The organism is Paenibacillus bouchesdurhonensis (assembly GCF_900155685.1).
Lineage (GTDB): Bacteria > Bacillota > Bacilli > Paenibacillales > Paenibacillaceae > Fontibacillus > Fontibacillus bouchesdurhonensis.
The window spans coordinates 4,256,451-4,274,038 of sequence record NZ_LT732548.1 but is presented as its reverse complement, the minus strand read 5'-3'; the positions used below and the strand labels follow the sequence as shown (position 1 = coordinate 4,274,038).

General features: G+C 49.4%; 20 protein-coding genes. All 20 read left to right on the top strand.

Annotation, left to right across the window (positions count from 1 at the left end; translation table 11 throughout):
• Nucleotide 1 precedes the first annotated feature (1 nt).
• A complete protein-coding gene (locus CZ379_RS23635; RefSeq protein WP_110933857.1) occupies nt 2-817 on the top strand; it encodes a glycosyltransferase family 2 protein in 816 nt (271 codons plus the stop codon).
• Between the two features lie 5 nt (nt 818-822).
• Nucleotides 823-1,932, top strand: coding sequence for a glycosyltransferase family 2 protein (locus CZ379_RS23630; protein WP_234404995.1), 1,110 nt, complete (start codon nt 823-825; stop codon nt 1,930-1,932).
• Complete coding sequence (locus CZ379_RS23625) at nt 1,929-2,675, top strand: glycosyltransferase family 2 protein (RefSeq protein ID WP_110933856.1); 747 nt, start codon at nt 1,929-1,931, stop codon at nt 2,673-2,675. The genes CZ379_RS23630 and CZ379_RS23625 overlap by 4 nt, the downstream gene beginning before the upstream one ends.
• Before the next feature lie 26 nt (nt 2,676-2,701).
• Nucleotides 2,702-3,433 (top strand): sugar phosphate nucleotidyltransferase, encoded by a 732-nt coding sequence (locus tag CZ379_RS23620; RefSeq protein WP_110933855.1) that lies wholly within the window; start codon nt 2,702-2,704, stop codon nt 3,431-3,433.
• 38 nt (nt 3,434-3,471) lie between these two features.
• Entirely contained in the window at nt 3,472-4,572 is a 1,101-nt protein-coding gene (locus tag CZ379_RS23615; protein WP_234404994.1) for a GT-D fold domain-containing protein, read from the top strand.
• A complete protein-coding gene (locus tag CZ379_RS23610; RefSeq protein ID WP_234404993.1) occupies nt 4,569-5,930 on the top strand; it encodes a glycosyltransferase family 2 protein in 1,362 nt (453 codons plus the stop codon). The genes CZ379_RS23615 and CZ379_RS23610 overlap by 4 nt, the downstream gene beginning before the upstream one ends.
• Before the next feature lie 123 nt (nt 5,931-6,053).
• Nucleotides 6,054-6,341 carry a nucleoside-diphosphate sugar epimerase gene (locus tag CZ379_RS23605; RefSeq protein ID WP_110933854.1) on the top strand — a complete coding sequence of 96 codons (288 nt, stop codon included), beginning with the start codon at nt 6,054-6,056 and terminating at the stop codon, nt 6,339-6,341.
• 24 nt (nt 6,342-6,365) lie between these two features.
• Entirely contained in the window at nt 6,366-6,719 is a 354-nt protein-coding gene (locus CZ379_RS23600; protein ID WP_110933853.1) for an alpha-helical endospore appendage domain-containing protein, read from the top strand.
• On the top strand, nt 6,716-7,027 hold the full coding sequence (locus tag CZ379_RS23595; protein ID WP_110933852.1) for a hypothetical protein: 312 nt from the start codon (nt 6,716-6,718) through the stop codon (nt 7,025-7,027). Before CZ379_RS23600 ends, CZ379_RS23595 begins: the two co-directional genes overlap by 4 nt.
• Nucleotides 7,021-7,392 (top strand): hypothetical protein, encoded by a 372-nt coding sequence (locus CZ379_RS23590; protein ID WP_110933851.1) that lies wholly within the window; start codon nt 7,021-7,023, stop codon nt 7,390-7,392. The genes CZ379_RS23595 and CZ379_RS23590 overlap by 7 nt, the downstream gene beginning before the upstream one ends.
• Nucleotides 7,393-7,603: 211 nt before the next feature.
• A complete protein-coding gene (locus CZ379_RS23585; protein ID WP_110933850.1) occupies nt 7,604-8,707 on the top strand; it encodes a CgeB family protein in 1,104 nt (367 codons plus the stop codon).
• 37 nt (nt 8,708-8,744) lie between these two features.
• The gene (locus tag CZ379_RS23580; RefSeq protein WP_110933849.1) at nt 8,745-9,878 is read left to right on the top strand and encodes a CgeB family protein; all 1,134 of its coding nucleotides are present in this window, start codon (nt 8,745-8,747) and stop codon (nt 9,876-9,878) included.
• A gap of 65 nt (nt 9,879-9,943) precedes the next feature.
• Entirely contained in the window at nt 9,944-11,389 is a 1,446-nt protein-coding gene (locus CZ379_RS23575; RefSeq protein ID WP_110933848.1) for a glycosyltransferase family 4 protein, read from the top strand.
• Nucleotides 11,390-11,393: 4 nt separating this feature from the next.
• Nucleotides 11,394-12,488: a non-hydrolyzing UDP-N-acetylglucosamine 2-epimerase gene (gene wecB / locus CZ379_RS23570; protein ID WP_110933847.1), complete on the top strand. Its 1,095-nt coding sequence runs from the start codon at nt 11,394-11,396 to the stop codon at nt 12,486-12,488.
• Complete coding sequence (locus CZ379_RS23565) at nt 12,478-13,464, top strand: polysaccharide biosynthesis protein (RefSeq protein ID WP_110933846.1); 987 nt, start codon at nt 12,478-12,480, stop codon at nt 13,462-13,464. Before wecB ends, CZ379_RS23565 begins: the two co-directional genes overlap by 11 nt.
• Nucleotides 13,461-14,291, top strand: a complete 831-nt coding sequence (locus CZ379_RS23560; protein ID WP_110933845.1) for a dTDP-4-dehydrorhamnose reductase family protein — start codon at nt 13,461-13,463, stop codon at nt 14,289-14,291. The genes CZ379_RS23565 and CZ379_RS23560 overlap by 4 nt, the downstream gene beginning before the upstream one ends.
• Nucleotides 14,284-15,216, top strand: a complete 933-nt coding sequence (locus CZ379_RS23555) for an NAD-dependent epimerase/dehydratase family protein (RefSeq protein ID WP_110933844.1) — start codon at nt 14,284-14,286, stop codon at nt 15,214-15,216. Before CZ379_RS23560 ends, CZ379_RS23555 begins: the two co-directional genes overlap by 8 nt.
• Nucleotides 15,213-15,926 carry a glycosyltransferase gene (locus tag CZ379_RS23550; protein ID WP_110933843.1) on the top strand — a complete coding sequence of 238 codons (714 nt, stop codon included), beginning with the start codon at nt 15,213-15,215 and terminating at the stop codon, nt 15,924-15,926. Before CZ379_RS23555 ends, CZ379_RS23550 begins: the two co-directional genes overlap by 4 nt.
• A gap of 131 nt (nt 15,927-16,057) precedes the next feature.
• The gene (locus CZ379_RS23545) at nt 16,058-16,468 is read left to right on the top strand and encodes a hypothetical protein (protein WP_110933842.1); all 411 of its coding nucleotides are present in this window, start codon (nt 16,058-16,060) and stop codon (nt 16,466-16,468) included.
• 101 nt (nt 16,469-16,569) lie between these two features.
• Nucleotides 16,570-17,502 (top strand): glycosyltransferase, encoded by a 933-nt coding sequence (locus tag CZ379_RS23540; RefSeq protein ID WP_110933841.1) that lies wholly within the window; start codon nt 16,570-16,572, stop codon nt 17,500-17,502.
• Nucleotides 17,503-17,588: the final 86 nt, after the last annotated feature.

The window sequence follows — 17,588 nt, the reverse complement described above, 5'->3', positions numbered from 1 at the left end:
TATGCTCAGAAAGCGCAAATTCACAGGCGGTGCTTTACGGCAAACCAGGAAAGGCAAGCGGCCGAACCGTCGTGTGTTCAATCATCCGAACCCGCTCGTGTCTATCATTATTCCCGCGATGAACGAAAGAGCTACCCTGCCTGGTGTATTACGCGAAGCAGGCAAGGTTCACCCCTGCAGCGAAACGATCGTCGTGGCTAACGGATCAACCGACGGTACGCCAGCCATTGCCTGGAAATGGGGAGCACGCGTCATCACGGCTGACGAGCCGCTTGGACATGATGTGGGTCGCCGGGTAGGCGCGGAAGCTGCAAAAGGGCAAATACTGCTGTTTATTGACGCAGACATGATTATCCCAGCTGCTGAGCTTCGTCCTTTCGTCAAGGGCGTATTAGGAGGAGTGGATGTGGCCCTAAATGATTATTCGGGGCCTACAAGAGGGCGGGAGCTCCATCCCGTCGTTGTGGCCAAACATTCGCTGAATGCCTTGCTGGGGCGTTCCGATTTGAAAGGAGCCTCCCTGACGGCCGTTCCTCACGCCATGAGTCGTAGTGTAATTGAAGCCATTGGTTATGAGGCGCTCGAAGTACCGCCGTTAGCTTTAGTCGCAGCATTGCTTCGCGGTTATAAGGTACGGGCGGTTCATTCCGTTCAGGTAGGCAGAATAAATCCGGTCAAATACAGAGGCAGACAGGAAGATCCCCTGGTCAGCCTAATTGTCGGGGATCATTTGGCGGCTGTTCACCGGCTCATTCTTGAACGCGGCTCTCGCGGGGGATACACCGATCTTGGCCGTCAACGAGAGAAGGTGAGGTGAGGGGCGTGTCAAGGAATAAGCTGGAGAAGCCGATGAGACAGCAGCGGTCTGCCGCGAAAGCTCAACCCAACAGCCGCATGAAGCGAACACCACCATTGTCGAAGTCTGGAAGGAGGGGCAAGGTGCAAGGCAAAACCGGATCGGGAGAGCATGAGCACCGCGCCTTTAAGGCAGGATATTCAGCTGCTGCCGGACAAGTGGGATACTCTCTTTCTTATGAGCACCTGCAATCCTCGTTTCTGAATTGGTTTAAGGAAACGATAAATGAATCGTTAACTTGGCGGAGCATACTGGGCATCTCCAGAGCTTACCGCCGGGGATATAATATGATTGCGAAGGAGCCTTTGCTAGGAATCCCCTTGCCGCTGCAGGGAACGGTGTCTGCGGTCGTCTCGGCTTGCAATGAGGAGAGAACGATTGCGGCCGTCATTTCCGAGCTAAGCCGACTGCCGATCCGGGAAATTATCGTTGTCTTGAATGGTTGCAAGGATCGCAGTTATCATTCCATAGGCAGGAATGACCGCGTAATCGTGGTTTACTATCCTAGGCGGCTAGGACACGATGTTGCCCGCGGCATAGGTGCATCGATGGCGACAGGGGATGCCGTATTGTTCACGGACGGCGATATCGTTCTTGATGCAGAAGATCTGGCGCCTTTCCTGCTGGAAATCGATAAGGGTGCGGACATTGTGCTCAATGATATCTCTCCTTATTTGCCTCCGTTCTCTAAACAGGATGCGGTAACCCGCAGCAAAATGTTCCTGAATCATGTACTCGGCCGTCCCGATTTGCAGGCGAATTCGCTCACTGCCGTTCCACATGCTTTATCCAGACGGGCGATAGCCGAGTTGGGAGTCCGCTCATTGGTTGTGCCCCCCAAAGCCCAAGCATTGGCCATCGTACGGGGACTGGTAATCCGGGCTCCGAGATCCATAGATGTCGTGAAGAGGAATCGAGTGCGCAGCGGGAATGTCGGGGATGGAAATGAAGTAGCAAGGCTCATTCTTGGCGATCATATTGAAGCCTTCGAAGCGGCGATGGAACTGCAGGGAGCTAGGTTGAGCATGACGAGAACACCAAGAGACAAATTGGCAAGGAAGAGGAATTGCCGATGAATGACACCAAGCTTACAAGCATCATTATCCCGACTCATAACGGTCTTCATTTGTTAAGCTCCTGCATCGAATCGATTCGCCGTCATACTGAAATGCCATATGAAATTATCGTTGTTGATAACGGCTCTACAGACGGAACGCAGGAGTATTGCAGTCAAGCAGGACTTACGTTTATAGCATTACCTAGAAACGAAGGGTTTCCGGCTGCGTGCAATCGCGGGCTGGCCATTGCTTCCGGCGAACAGTTGCTGTTGCTGAACAACGATGTCATCGTCACGCCGCGCTGGCTGTCGAACATGCTGCGCGCCTTATACAGTGCCGATGACATCGGCATAGTCGGCCCCGTTAGCAACTATGCCAGTGGACGCCAGCAGGTGGACATGGTATGGAATACGCTGGAGGAATTCATGCAAATTGCGGAGCGGTATAATCAGACCGACCCGGCGAAATGGCAGGACGTTAATCGACTTGTCGGTCTGTGCTTCTTGTTTCGAAGAAAGCTGTGGGACATCGTCGGACGGTTCGATGAGCGTTTTTCTCCAGGACACTATGAGGACGATGATTACTGCTATCGGGCGCGCAAGAAAGCATTCCGTCTGCTCATCAGCGGAGATACGCTGATATACCATGGAGGAAGCGCCAGCTTTGCGGCTAAAAATCCGGATGGCTGGAAATCCCTGCTCGAGCTTAATCGACAGAAATTTATCGATAAGTGGGGAATTGATCCGTGGATTTATTTGTAAAAAACAGCTTTGAGGGAGGGGAGTACATGAAAGGTGTTATTTTGGCGGGGGGAACGGGAACTCGCCTTCATCCGTTAACTCGAATCGTTAACAAGCATCTTCTCCCGGTCGGGAGCTATCCGATGATCAGCTATGGCATTGAACGGTTCCGGCAGGCGGGAATTACGGATATCCTCCTTATCATCGGCAAGCAGTCCGCAGGACTTTATACGAATTATTTGGGCAGTGGGGAGAACTTCGGAGTGAATCTGATTTTTCGTGTTCAGGAGACCGCAGGGGGGATTGCCGAAGCGTTGAGTTTGGCTGAAAGCTTTATTGCGCCGGGAGAGAAGTTCGTTGTGCTGCTAGGTGATAATTTATTTTTGGATGATTTGACGCCTTACGTGGAGAGCTTCTTGAAGCAGGTGCACGGAAGCGCCCGAGTGCTGCTGAAGCCGGTCGACGATCCGAGAAGATACGGAGTCCCCGTGTTTGATCCGTCATGCCCCGATCTGATTTCGTATATTGAAGAAAAGCCGGAAAAGCCGAAATCTAACTACTCGGTGACGGGAATATATATGTATGACGACAAGGTATTCGAGCGGATCGGTACGATCGGTCGTTCTGCTCGAGGAGAGCTGGAGATTACCGATGTGAACAATTTATATGCCAAGGATGGCAAGCTGGAATACGATATCCTCCAATTATGGTGGGGGGATGCTGGAACGTTCGATTCCTTGCTAGAGGCCGGGACGCGTATGAAAGGGGTGCTTCCTTAAAAATAGCGCTGGGGATAAAGCGAGAGGAGGGAGATAGCATGGAGAGCAAAGGGCGCAAGCGATCCGCAAGGCGCAAACATTTATCAAGAAAAAGAATGCCTCGTTTGAGCGGTACCCGTTGGAGAAAACCCTCGCGTCCTCGCGCCAATATGGCAACAAGGCGATTCCGCAAAGCTTCCCCAGCGCCGTTGCGCTCTGAGCACAACTTGCCACGTGACACGCAAAACATTGAGACAGCAGGAATTGAGGTTTGTTTGCAAGAGGAGCTTCCGACGGAAAACGGCTCATTCGCAGCCGCAGCCTTCGAGGAGGGGTATCGCAAAGGCTATTACGAGGGCGGGGAAGGCAGGCTCTGCCGACAGCTGCCTCCCTATACCGTACTGCCCGATTTGACCGTCGATGACGTGATCGCCCGCGGAATTCTGCAATCGGCGTCTTCGCTCGTTCCTATTATGCCTCCCGCCGCAGTGTACGCGGAAGTCGTTCAAGCCCTAGATCAGCGGCTACCACTATCGGTCGTCCGTCTTGGGGACGGAGAGCTGCTCACCTTGGCGCATGACATGATCATCTCCACAGACCAGGCCCGGCTCTGGGGGACATTCCTGCCTTATGCCGGGGTGATTCTGCCGGACGGAGCAGCACGCGGTGCTTTGGCCTATTCCCTTCGAGTGGCAAGCATTGTGGGCATTCCCGAGTCGCGGCATCCTTCGTTCCAAGGGTTATTATTTCCAGTGCTGAAGCAACTGGGGATCTCTTATCACGAGCTGAAAATGACCACCTCGACGATCAATTACGCGCTGCATGAGCAAGGGCTCTTCTATCCAATGCTTCGCGGACGAAAGCTGCTTCTGATCGGCAATAAAGCCGACGGCTTGGCAAATGTGCTTAGCAGTCAGGGCTTTGAGGTTGCCGGTATCATCACACCCGTCAATGGAGTGCATGATGTAAACCGCATTATGGAAGAAGTCGCGTTTTTAGATTTTGATCTTGCTCTGGTTGCGGCGGGAGTGGCCGCAGTTATGATCTGTACGGCCATAGCCGAAGAACTGGGCAAGGTATCGTTTGATTTGGGACACTTGGCGAATCGGCTCGAGGACGGCGAAGCTCTTCTGTTGCCCGGCTTGGAGGTGAATGGATGAAAAGAGATAAGTATGAATTGCTGCGCCGCGTTGTGCAAAGTGAGCGGGCTGAGGCGGTGAGGCGTTCTAAGATGAAATCTGTTAAAAATTACAGGAACGGATTTCAGGCTGGTTATGCTCGGGGCGTAACTGAAGGACAGCGGACTTTTGCCATCCCATTTGAAGGCACGAGCATTATAATTCCTACTTATAATCAAAAGGAGCTGGTACTGCAATGCATTGCCAGCATTGAAGCGCATACCGAACAACCTTACGAAATCATCGTCGTGGACGACGGTTCCGTGGATGGAACCCGCGAAGCGCTGCAGAAGCGAAGAGGATTGATTCGCGTTGGCGTCCATTCTGAAAACCTGGGTTTTGCAAGTGCGGTCAATACCGGATTGATGATGGCCAAGGGAAACATGATCGTGCTGTTAAATAACGATGTACTCGTTACGGAGCGTTGGCTAAGTCAATTGCTAACTGCGCTGAACAGCAATAAGGGGGTTGCGGCCGTCGGCCCGGTTACAAATTATATCGGCGGGGAACAGCAAATTAACACGACTTATAAGGATCTGCCGGAGATGGCGGCATTCGCAGCGAATTACAATGCGACCGATAGATCCAAATGGTGGTATACTGATCGGCTTGTTGGATTTTGTCTTTTATTTTCGCGCAAGACCTTTGAAGAAGTAGGCTATTTCGATGAAGGATATAAGATCGGTAATTTCGAGGACGACGACTGGATTCTCCGATTGCAGCTGCAGGGCAAGCGTTTGATGATTGCAGGGGATACCTTTGTTCATCATATCGGGAGCGTGTCGATGAAGAGTCTTGGCGAGGAGGGCTTCGCCGTCGTTAACGGTAAGAATGAACAATTTTATCATCAAAAATGGGGCAGGTCTCTGGAACTTCTTCGGCGTATGAAGGAAGGAAAGGAGGAGCTTCGCGATAGAAGATCCGTGGACTTTTACCCGACGCATGTCTGGGTTGAAGGAGGCTTCGGCAAGCGCTATTGGCTAGAGCATGGTATGAAATATCCGCTATCCGGTCTAACAGGCGAGAATACCTTGCCCAGAAGCCCGGTCAGATTGTCGGTCATCGACTTGATGCAAATACCTACCGGAGCAGGGTCGCCTCCCCCTAATCTTGCACTTATCGAGAAAAACGGCTTACGGGAGGGTGCCGTCATTCAAGGCGAGGATGGCAAGCGGTATCAGCTTGACCGGGGACAATGGCGTGAAATCGTCTCTACCTATACATGTGAGTTGTGGGGATTGTCTGGGGGTGCGGAGATAGGGACTCCTGAGGAATTGGGGAGATACGGGAAGGGTCTCCCAATTCTCCCTCCTCCGAGGCTCGAATCGCAAGAATTGTAATATCCGTTGTTCGGAGTAACGATGAGTTTGCCCTCTGCATATGCTGGAGCAGGTGAACCCGGGCCCGGTTATGAATTTTACTCTCTGTGTCCGGCATAATCGAGTGAAGTAGGAGGAATCCGGGTGGATCAGAAAATCACGGAAATGATCATTCATTTATCCCACTCCCATGGTCAAATCGCGAGAATTATCGATGCTGAGCGGCATGTTGCTGTTCGCATCGCGCAGATTATTCACGCTATTCCTGATGCTGAACCGGCCTTTGAAGGAACGGACGGGTTGATCGAAAGTGCGGGGCGCATTAACAAGAGCGTTGTCGCTTATTTGAGTTCAATTGCTGATCTGGAGGAGGCCATCGCCGAAAATTTAGAACTCGTGATTAAGGAATTAAGGGATCAGGATGAAGAATAGGTTGTTACGAGTGAGGATGATACGATGAGTAGAGAGCAGTCTTTTTTGAATGTGTTGGATGCCGCGGCGAAGGTGCAATGGAATGTCGCAATGATTCTGGAGGCAAAGGCAGTAGAAGCGGAAAAGGTCCGCAATTGGGTGCTGAATCATGTACATGGCGGAAGCTTTGACAGCCATGAGAAGATGCTGTCCGAACCGTTGGATATCCATGAGCAACTCGTTGAGGTCATAGACGGTTTAACCAAGCTGCAGAACGGATTCAGCAGTAATTTGAAAGCCGTGCTCGTATCTGATAAAGAGGAATCCGGCTCTGGCGATGACGATGGGTTCGGCGGATTGTTCAGCGGCTCCTTTGACTTGGAGGATTCAGAGAAATGATGTTGGGAATCGGCTCCGCTGAGGCATCCAAGCTGCGGTTAATAGACTCGATCGCCAAGAGCCAAACGGCGATGGCGCGGATTCTGGACAGTCTGGCAGATGTATCGGATCATTCGGCGGAGACGGCCCGTCATTTGGCGCAGAACATTCAGGCATTAACCAGGTATCAACAGGCCATAGCCGAAACGGTATGCGGTATTACTCTGCATCAAGTACATTATGGAACTCCTTCAAAGCCCTGGATTATGAAGATATGCTACCCCGCAAACATTGCAGCCCGAGGAGAATGGGAGGATTATGAATGTTAACGACCAAACCTCGGCGGAAACGCCGAACGCTAGTCAAGCGCAAAAGAATCGGGAGAGGCGGTAAACGCAAGCCTTTACTTAGACGTAAACGCAGACTTCTCGGCAGAAAGAAAGGATACCAGGCTAGAAAAAGGAGATTGCGGCGAAGAAAGCCGCGCTTGCCGAGTTCGAAGCAGAAGGCTAGTCCTGCCTTGCCCCCGGCACCTGTGTCCGATGAACAGGCCGTTCCTTTGCAGGTTCCTTATGTACACGATCCTGCATTATATCAGCAAGCCTATGATGAAGCTTACCAGGAGGGGTTCAATTCAGGATTCTCCAAAGGTTTTGAAGATGGCCATAAATTAGCGTACAAAAATAGAGTTTGATGCAAACAAGCGGGCTTTTGCCCCGGTATGTCCGGGAGAAAGCCCGCTTGTTTGCATTTTCATAGAGAACATCCATCATTAAAAATGATGTATTTAATAGCTGGACTCCAAGGCATTAGCCAATTTATAAGCTTCCCGGGTAGTCGTCCATGATGCACATGCCCTCCACGCATATATTTATACAGACCTAGGAAATTCAAATATAGATAGGATGAATGCCTTGAATAGTTTGAACAAGAACAAGTCAGATGCTAGCGAAGGTTTCAAGGATGGATACCTGGAGGGATATCGCTTCGGCGGATGCCAGGCCGTCCTAGAGCGGATTGAGAAGCCGAAATCGCCAAGCAAAAGCCAATATCGCGTGCTTTATGTTCCTCAAGGCTTCGAAGCGATTGATCGAGGGGTTATAGAAGCCTTACACGACTTGACGGCAGAGTGCATTGTTGCCCCCCCTGAATCGGCGTTGACTATGGCTGTCTCTGTACGCCCTGATCTGGTGCTGGTAATGAACGGGCTGCATGTATTTCCTCCTGATCATGAGGAGCAGATCCGAACCATTCGCGGAATGGGAATTCATACAGCAATATGGTTTGTCGACGATCCTTATTTTACAGAAGATACGGTAAGAATCGCCCAAAGTTATGATGTTGTATTTACGCATGAAATAGAATGTGCGGCGCTTTATCAAAAAATTGGCTGCCAGCATGTTCACTACCTTCCACTTGCTGCGAATCCGCAAATGTTCCGCCCGATACGTTCTTCTCCGGAATATCGCTACGATATTTGCTTCATCGGCAATGCTTTTTGGAATCGGGTTGAGCTATTTGACCAATTGGCATCGTATCTGCAGGATAAAAAAGTATTTATAGCGGGTCAGCATTGGGATCGTTTGACCAATTACGACCAGCTCACCCGGTTTATTCGAACCGATTGGATTGAGCCGGAAGAAACGGTGTCCTACTATAACGGTGCAAAAATCGTCATCAATATTCATCGCCCTACAGCGGCCGGGTCGGATAACCGGAATGTTATGAATCTTCCAGGGAGCTCAATTAATCCGCGAACCTACGAAATCAGCGGTTGTGGAACATTGCAAATTACGGATATCCGCAGCGACTTAACGCTTCATTATCAACCGGGGTATAACATTGAAACATTTGCCGATGCTGCCGAGCTTCGGGAAAAAATCGATTACTACTTGACTCACGATCAAGAGCGTCTTCATATCGCTTGGCGCTCTTTATGGACGACTCGGTGGAAGCATACGTTTCATGAACGTGTTGCGAGCTTACTAGCCGTATTGAAAACCGTATAAGTGGTTATGAAATAACTATCCAAGAAGGAGTGACAATATGTTCGTTCATTCGGAATCACAGCTAGCGCCTCCAAGAGAGGGAGAAGTACATGGTTCAAGCTGGAAAGGAAGGGAAGCAGGCTTAAAGGATGGCTTTGATGAGGGGTATTTGCGTGGGAAGGCAAAAGCGATCGTGGAGTCCTCGCATACAATTTTTCCAAAGAGACCCTTGAATGTGCTCTATGTGTCCTCGGGTAAAGGTTATCCTTATTCTCCGATCGATGAAGCGATCATTGCTACGCTTCATACGCTGGTAACGGGGGTGAGTGTAACCAATCCGAGTCAAGCGGTAGTAGAGCTGGCGTCAACTACTTTCCCCGATTTGGTGCTTGTGCTGGATGGAATGGAATTGCCTGTCGAGCAAATCGATGCCATAAGATCCAAAGGAATACGAACAGCGATTTGGTTGACGGATGATCCCTACTACACCGACTTGACCGCTAGAATTGCACCGCATTATGATTATGTGTTTACCCTGGAGCGCAATTGCTTGGATTTCTATCGCTCTGCAGGCTGCGCAAATGTATTTTATCTGCCATTTGCAGCTCATATTGAACATTACCGTCCAACGTTAACCCGTTCTGCCATTCGACGGGAAATCAGCTTTATTGGCTCCGCTTACTGGAATCGAATCCAATTCCTGCAGCCGATTCTCAGAGGGCTGATGGATAAAGGGTTAACAATCAATGGAATTTGGTGGGATCGGCTTCCCGAATATGCTGCTTATCCCGACCGAATAGAGATTGGAAAGTGGATGGGTCCCGGTGAGACGGCGGAAGTGTATAGCGGCTCGAAGATCGTCCTGAATTTGCATCGTTCACCGCATGACGAGACCGTGAATAATAATACGATCGGTCTTACGGCAGCTTCGCCCAATCCCCGTACTTTCGAAATATCTGCCTGTGCAACTCTGCAGCTTGCCGACGTTCGGGAGGATTTGAGCAATTTCTATATCCCGGGACAGGAGATAGAAACCTTCAGCAGTCCAAGTGAGTTGTACGAAAAAGTGAATTATTATCTGGATCATGAGACGGAACGTCGTGAAATCGCTCTTCGCGCATTGGAAAGAACCTATCGCGAGCATACCTATTCCCATCGTCTCCATGAAATGTTCAGCCGGATTTTTGGCTAGTCTGCTATGCATTTACAGGACGAGGAGGTGAGGATCTCCTTTGCATCATATGAGGAGAGAAAGCTATGTCTAGGACGAAGAAGCTGTTGTTATTCTCGCATGTTTGCAATAAAAAAAATATTACGGGGGCAGAGAAGCTGCTGCTTTTTCTGGCTACGAAATTAGCGCCATATTTTCAATGTGTCATTGTCGTTCCTAGAGAAGGCGCGTTAACCCGCTTGGCAGCTCAAAGCGGCATAAGAACGATCGTGCACAATATCCCGCTGCTGTACGGGATGTGCCTGCCCCATGAGGGACTTGCTCAAGAAGCCGAGGATGTCTCAAGGGGGGCTTCGTTTGTAGAGACGTCCCGGCTCCTATCCCACGAAAGACCGGATTACGTATTAGTTAATACCAGTGTCCATGTTATCCCAGCTGTGGCGGCGAAATCCCTCGCAATCCCTGTGATTTGGCACATTACTGAGGTCATTGCCAATAACGAGTATGCCGCCGATTCAGTCCGAATCATTGACCAATATAGCGACTGTATCATTTGCATCTCGGAATCTGCCGCCGCTCCTTTACGCGGGTGCTCTTCCGAAAAACTAAGTATTCTGTATCCCTCCTGGTCCGGGAAGGATTTCAATCCTCACCTGTGGCCGAAGCTGCGAGAGCAGCAAAGGCTCGAATGGAAGGTGGGTTCCACGGCGAAGCTGATAGGTTATATATCATCTTATTTGACCGCTGAAAAGGGAGCCGACCACTTTATTGAATTAGCTCTGGAACTAGCGGAAAGGCATGAAGAGAGCCGATTTGTAGTCATTGGTGGAAAAAACCATGATTCCTTCTACAGCAATATTAGACGAAGGGTTAGCGAATCCGTTTACGCGGGAAGATTCATATTCATTGATTACGTGCTTAACGTCGAATCGGCTTATAGCGCAATGGATGTTGTTATTGTTCCCAGCCTGAAGGATGAGGGCTTCGGACTTACGGCGATGGAAGCGATGATCCTCGGCAAACCCGTCGTAGCTTATGCATCAGGAGGGTTGGAGGAAATATTAAGATTAACGGGCAATCATCCGTATCTTGCCAGAACTGGGAATTACCATGAACTAAGCGCAAAAACCTCTGCCATTCTCGAGCATCCAGAGTTGGTGGAATCCATTAGCGACAATAACCGAAATCAAATCGGGGCATGCTTTGGGCCAGAGGCATACGAAGCCAATCTTCAAACTGTAATCAATAAAATCAACAGTTTGCCGATAGGTAACGTTCCAGATTATGTAACGCCAGCGCTTCATCCTGCAGCAACTACGCCAAAGCTAAAAAAACGCCGCGCCCAGAGGGCAAGACGATCATCTCCGGCCCGCAGGCCAACTCGGACATTGCGGCGACGGCGGAAGGCTGGAAACAAAAGCCGGACAAAACGGGGAAGCCGATACCTGCGCCGGACGAGGCGGGTTAGCCGTAACCGCATGGGAAGAAACAGAAGAAGAAACAAGACGAGAAGAACTTCAACAGGGAGATGAGATAGTGAGAATTATGACGATACTCGGCACACGTCCGGAAATCATTCGACTCAGCTTGATTATTCCCCTGCTGGATCGTTACGCCGACAAGCATGTGCTGGTGCATACAGGTCAGAATTTCAATTCCAGCCTCAGCGATATTTTCTTTCAGGAACTGGGCCTTAGGCAGCCGGATTATGTTCTACAGAACCGGAATACTTCCCTCGGAAATCAACTAGCCGTGATGTTCTCTCAGATGGAGAAGATTCTGAATTCAGAAAAGCCGGATCGGGTTCTGTTGCTTGGGGACACGAACAGTGCTTTATGTGCCATATTGGCGGAGCGGATGGGAATTCCCGTCGTCCATATGGAAGCCGGGAACCGTTGCTTTGATTTGGAGGTGCCCGAAGAGAAGAATCGCAAACTGATTGATGCCATATCTACTATAAATATGCCATATACCCCGCAAAGCAAGCAGCATCTAATCGCAGAAGGCGTGCCCAGTAGTCGCATCATCGTGACCGGCAATCCAATCTACGAGGTTATGCAGCATTACGAGCCATCAATTTCCAGCAGTGATATACTAGAACGCCTGAAGCTCAAACCGGGCGAATATTTCCTCGTTACGACACATCGAGCCGAGAATGTGGATCGTCCAGACCACTTGCAGGAAATTATGGAGGGCTTGAACAAGGTCGCAGAAACTTATGGCGAGCGCTTGATTTGCAGTATTCATCCTCGGACGGAATCCCGTATCGCCAAGGATTTGAAAATTCAAATGAACCCCCTGGTCGAATTTCATGAACCCTTCGGATTTTTTGATTTCGTCAAATTGGAGCAGCATGCCCGCTGCGCCCTGACAGACAGCGGTACTGTACAGGAAGAGTGCTGTATTATGCAGGTGCCTACGGTAACCGTTCGCCGTACGACCGAGCGGCCTGAAACTGTGGATTGCGGCAGTAATGTCGTGTCTGGGCTCAATTCGGGGAGAATTGCAGCTGCAGTGCAGTTAATGATTGAACTGGAGCGAAACTGGATTTGTCCCGAAGGTTATTTAGAGGAACGAGTTTCGCATAAGGTTGTTAAATTCGTGCTTGGGGGGAAGGCGAATGTTCACTAATCAAGTTATACTTGTCACCGGTGGAACCGGTTCATGGGGGTATGAGCTGGTCAAGCAGCTTCTTGTGCAGCAGCCGAAGGAAGTTATCGTATTTTCGCGAAATGAATCTACGCAGGTGTCTATGAACCGTGCATTTGAGGATGATAGGCTCACCTTTCGCATCGGGGATATTCGCGATAAAGAAGCTTTGATGGACGCATGCAAGTCAGTTGATATCGTTTATCATCTGGCTGCATTGAAGCATGTTCCCGTTTGCGAGGATCAACCCTACGAAGCGTTGAAGACTAATGTGATCGGAACTCAGAATGTGATCGAAGCAGCAATAGAGAATAAGGTGAAAAAAGTGATTTATATTTCCACGGATAAGGCTGCGAATCCGTCAAATTTCTATGGGATGACCAAGGCGATCGGGGAGAAGTTAATCGTCTATGCAAACCTGTTGCAGAACGATACGAAATTTGTATGCGTCCGAGGAGGTAACGTGCTTGGCACAAATGGCAGTGTCATTCACTTATTCAAAAGTCAAATTATGAATAAAAACCATGTCCGCATTACAGACATGCAAATGACGCGCTTCTTCTTTACTTTGCCCGATGCTATCAGTCTGCTCTTCAAGGCATCCATTGAGAGCATCGGCGGAGAAATCTTTGTCATGTTCATGCCGACCTGCCGCATCGTTGATTTGGCAGAAGTATTGATTGAAGCATCAGGTCAAGAAAACGTGGAGATAATCGAGTCAGGGATTCGCCCTGGAGAGAAAATTCATGAAATCCTCATGAGTGAATACGAAAGCATGACTACCATAGTCTATGACCGTGAGTATCTGGTTATTCTGCCTACCCTGGATTTCCCAGAATTAAAAGGGCGGTATAGACATTATCCTCTTGTGCCCTTCGACAGCTTCAGCTCGGAGCATAATTTGATGAATAAAGACGAGATCCGGAACCTGTTGGTTCGCGGGGGATTTATATCATGAAAATTCTAATCATGGGCGGCAATGGCATGGCAGGTCATGTATTGGTTCGCTATTTCCAGCGGCAAGGGAAGCATCAAGTATTCTATACGACCCGGGACGTGAGCGACCCCGGGTCGCTAATACTTGACGTTAATGATATTTCTGCGGTTGATCGAGCCCTCCAACTGGTGAGACCGGATGTCATTGTCAACGCGGTGGGGGTACTGAATCATTTCGCTGATCAGAACAAAATTGCGGCTTACCATATTAACGGATTTCTTCCCCATCGTTTGCGCAGTGCGGCCGACGCTCTGTCCGCCCGCCTGATTCATATTAGTACGGATTGTGTCTTCCTCGGCAGCAAGGGAGGGTACGAAGAAAACGATGCGGCGGACGGAACATCTACCTATGCAATAACAAAGTCGCTTGGCGAGGTGCGCGATGAAGGGCATCTTACGATCCGCACATCGATCATCGGGCCCGAAATAAGGGGGAAAGGAATTGGTTTACTGCAGTGGTTTCTGGGTCAAAAAGGCGAGGTGAACGGCTACCGACGCGTCCCCTGGAACGGAGTAACGACTATTCAATTGGCGAAAACGATTGATTCCGTACTCGATTCCTCCCTTTCGGGACTCGTGCATTTAGCCCATCCGGAGATCGTCACGAAGCACGATATGCTGAAGCTATTTCAGGAAATATGGACTAAGCAAGATGTCACGATCATACCGACGGACGAACCTTCCATGGATCGCACCCTGGTATCTACCCGGAAGGACGTACAATTTAGGCTGCCCACATTTCGGGATATGATCGTAGAAATGGCAGAGTGGATGAAGGGCGATGGATAGCCCGGTCGTTCTCGTTACGGGAGCCGGAGGATTTACAGGGCGGCATGCCTGCCGAAAATTAGCCGAGAAAGGGTATCGGGTAGCTGCCATTGTACGAACACGTGCTTCCCTAGAAGTGATGTCTCCAATAAGCGGGGTAGATTATTATGTCTGCGATATGAATAAACCAGATCAGGTGCAGGAAATCGTCCAATGCGTTGCTCCCCAATATGTCCTTCATCTTGCCGGCAGAAATTCGGTATCTGAATCATGGGTGAACCCGGTTCTTTACGTGGAAAGCAATATTATGGCTACTGTGCATTTGCTGAATGCCCTGCGCGGCTACGAGGACGCTATGATCCTAATTGCCAGCTCTCGGCTTAAATTTGACCTAAGATTCCCCGTGGAACCCACTCATCCATATGGCCTAAGCAAATCGATCCAGGAGGCTGTATCGCTGGCGTGGGGGCAATTATTTCAACAGAAAATTGTTTTAGCCGAACCTGGAAATTTGGTTGGGCCGGGGCCCTCAACCGGCATTTGCTCTCTGCTCGCCGGACATATTGCTGCGCTCGAGCGAGGGGAGCCAAGGGGGCCGTTTCGTCTGTCGTCCACGCAAGCGACCAGAGACTTCCTTGATGTTAGGGATGCCGTCAACGCCTATGAATTGCTGCTGCAGCAAGGCGTCCCCGGCGAAGTATATCCGGTCTGCTCGGGAGTGGATAAAAGCCTTGGGGAGGTATGTAAATCTTTTATCAGCTTGGCAAGGGTGGATTGTCTGATTGAAGAGGAATCCCGAAGCGAGCATGCAGGCGTGCTGCCGGAAACTCCAAATATCCAGCCAGAAGCCTTGAAGGAAATGGGCTGGAGTCCATCGGTTGCATGGGATTCCTCCGTTAACGATATTTTACAGTATTTCCGAAGGGAGGACGCGGATTATATATGAGTGCAAAAGTAAGCATCATTATCCCTTTTTATAATTGTCCTTATATCGAGCAGGCTGTATCCAGCGCATTGAATCAGACCTACCCCAACCTAGAAATTATCGTGGTAGATGACGGCTCGACCTCGCATGCCGAATTGCTGGCGCCATATCAGAATCGAATTTATTATTTGGGCAAGAAAAATGGGGGAACAGCAACCGCCCTTAATCACGGAATACGCCATGCTACCGGCGAGTATATCGCCTGGCTCAGCTCGGATGACTTGTTCTATCCCGATAAAATCAGTACACAGCTTGATTTTATGCTTAAAAATAGAGCGCTCATTTCCCATACGAATTTCGATTATATCGATGAGAACGGGATAACGGTTCAATATAGTGCAGGCGCTTCTCCAATGACCCGTCGGGAGCTGCTGCTTACCTTCCTGGGCGGCAATCCGGTGAACGGATGTACGGTCATGATTAAACAAAGCCTGTTTGCGCGAATAGGGCTGTTCAATGAACGGCTTCCGTATACCCATGATTATGATTTATGGCATCGGATTTTGCTTGCTAGAATTTCCCTCCATTATTTGAATCAGCCTCTTACTGCTTATCGACGTCATCCCGGCATGGGAACTCTTCGGCATCAAGTTGCGATCGGCCAGGAAATTGCTGCCGTGCAGCACCGTTACAAGCGGAGGCTGCATCGGCTGCTTCATCGTGCGCGTTAGGATTGAATCAACGCTCAGCTTATCATAATAAATTTTCAAAATGAGCGTCTATCCCATGTAACCTGTCTATTCATAAGGATTAACTTTAGCATAGGGTAATGTAGCTTGGAATTTTAGGAGGTGAACGTATATTGGGGGTTTTCTTAGATGCCAGAGCATCCATGAACTCGAATCGGCCAGGTTTTCCGGGGACTCCGCTGTCCTTTACACCCGAGTTATTCGGAATTATTGGATTGCAGACGTATAACGCACCTAAACCGATCGTTATTTTACATGGAAGCGTCGGGATTCTGGGGGACATTGGCGATAATTTCCGAATCGAGATCGTTCGCGGTGCGACCTACGCACCCGCGAATGTAATTTATACGCTGGAAGGCGCGGTAAGCGAAGCAACCGATACGCATCATACGAGCTTTGTCGCTGCCGATCTGAATGCTCCGGCTTCACCGCATACGGTATATTCCTCATTTATATCGGGTGTGTCTACGTCGGTTCGCAATGGTCCAGAAACATTTGTAGGTACGGCTTCATGGTCTAGATGAGAGCTTTGCCAGAAAGCTTGTCAGGTAAATTCCGGCAAGCTTTCAAGCTTTTTTATGAAAGAAATAGATCGGGAAGGCCGCCTTGAGAGAGGATGGGAGCGATGAAGCGGCTAAAAATTTTGTTTATCACGAAAGACTTTAGTCAGTATCTGGAGCGTAATTTTCATTACTTGAAGATGGAGCTTGCCAAGCATGCAGATGTAGCATTGTGTCATGAAGGCGGAGAAATGCCGGAAATTCTTCGTAGTTTACCGTTTACTCCTGACTTCGTCCTGCTAAATGACATGTTCCACTCCACGCATTGTCCTCCTGTAGAAGGCGTGTTTGATCTGCAAATCCCTTGGGGGATGATTATGCACGACCTTCATGGACATGTGGATAAGCGGAGAGAGTTTCTGGCCAGAAAGCCGGCTAACATTTTTACGATCTACCGCAGGGCTTTTCGAAACAGGTACCCCGAATACGAGGGGAATTTATACTGGCTGCCTCATTTCGCAGAGCCTAGCGTATTCAGGAATTACAATCAGCCCAAGGATATCGATGTTTTACTCATGGGGGCTATCAACCGCAGAATCTATCCCTTACGGCATTTAATGAAAAACAGGTATTTGAAGGAACCTTGGTTTGTCTTCCACAAGCATCCGGGATACGCGAACTTCGAAGTAGATAAACCTGCACTCGTAGCGCAAAAATTTGCGATGGAGGCCAACCGGGCGAAAATTTTCCTAACCTGCGATTCCATATATAAATATTCGCTTCGCAAATATTTTGAGGTGCCGGCCAGCTATTCGATGCTAATGGCTCCGCCAAACGAGGATTTGAGAGACCTGGGCTTTAGGTCGGGAGTTCATTTCATTGCCGTTTCCGAGCGGGATTATGAAGAGAAAGTGGAGTATTATTTACAGCCGCAGGCTGAAGCTTTGCGCGAGCGGATCACCAGACAGGGCTACGAGTTCATTCATGAGAATCATACGACCGCAGTTCGAGCACAGAAGCTGCTGAAAATTATACGAAATATCTTAAAAAATGGATGAAAATTAAATCTGTTATGAGCATGCATCCAAACTGACAAGAACATCCTCTCATATACTAATCTAGCAGTATAGGAGAAGGAGGGCTG

Coding starts and splice junctions, on each gene's coding strand:
- CZ379_RS23560 (WP_110933845.1), top strand. CDS start 13,461: ATGAAAATTCTAATCATGGGCGGCAATGGCATGGCAGGTCATGTATTG.
- CZ379_RS23590 (WP_110933851.1), top strand. CDS start 7,021: ATGTTAACGACCAAACCTCGGCGGAAACGCCGAACGCTAGTCAAGCGC.
- CZ379_RS23635 (WP_110933857.1), top strand. CDS start 2: ATGCTCAGAAAGCGCAAATTCACAGGCGGTGCTTTACGGCAAACCAGG.
- CZ379_RS23595 (WP_110933852.1), top strand. CDS start 6,716: ATGATGTTGGGAATCGGCTCCGCTGAGGCATCCAAGCTGCGGTTAATA.
- CZ379_RS23540 (WP_110933841.1), top strand. CDS start 16,570: ATGAAGCGGCTAAAAATTTTGTTTATCACGAAAGACTTTAGTCAGTAT.
- CZ379_RS23550 (WP_110933843.1), top strand. CDS start 15,213: ATGAGTGCAAAAGTAAGCATCATTATCCCTTTTTATAATTGTCCTTAT.
- CZ379_RS23555 (WP_110933844.1), top strand. CDS start 14,284: ATGGATAGCCCGGTCGTTCTCGTTACGGGAGCCGGAGGATTTACAGGG.
- CZ379_RS23610 (WP_234404993.1), top strand. CDS start 4,569: ATGAAAAGAGATAAGTATGAATTGCTGCGCCGCGTTGTGCAAAGTGAG.
- CZ379_RS23600 (WP_110933853.1), top strand. CDS start 6,366: ATGAGTAGAGAGCAGTCTTTTTTGAATGTGTTGGATGCCGCGGCGAAG.
- CZ379_RS23615 (WP_234404994.1), top strand. CDS start 3,472: ATGGAGAGCAAAGGGCGCAAGCGATCCGCAAGGCGCAAACATTTATCA.
- CZ379_RS23580 (WP_110933849.1), top strand. CDS start 8,745: ATGTTCGTTCATTCGGAATCACAGCTAGCGCCTCCAAGAGAGGGAGAA.
- CZ379_RS23565 (WP_110933846.1), top strand. CDS start 12,478: ATGTTCACTAATCAAGTTATACTTGTCACCGGTGGAACCGGTTCATGG.
- CZ379_RS23575 (WP_110933848.1), top strand. CDS start 9,944: ATGTCTAGGACGAAGAAGCTGTTGTTATTCTCGCATGTTTGCAATAAA.
- CZ379_RS23625 (WP_110933856.1), top strand. CDS start 1,929: ATGAATGACACCAAGCTTACAAGCATCATTATCCCGACTCATAACGGT.
- CZ379_RS23585 (WP_110933850.1), top strand. CDS start 7,604: ATGAATGCCTTGAATAGTTTGAACAAGAACAAGTCAGATGCTAGCGAA.
- CZ379_RS23620 (WP_110933855.1), top strand. CDS start 2,702: ATGAAAGGTGTTATTTTGGCGGGGGGAACGGGAACTCGCCTTCATCCG.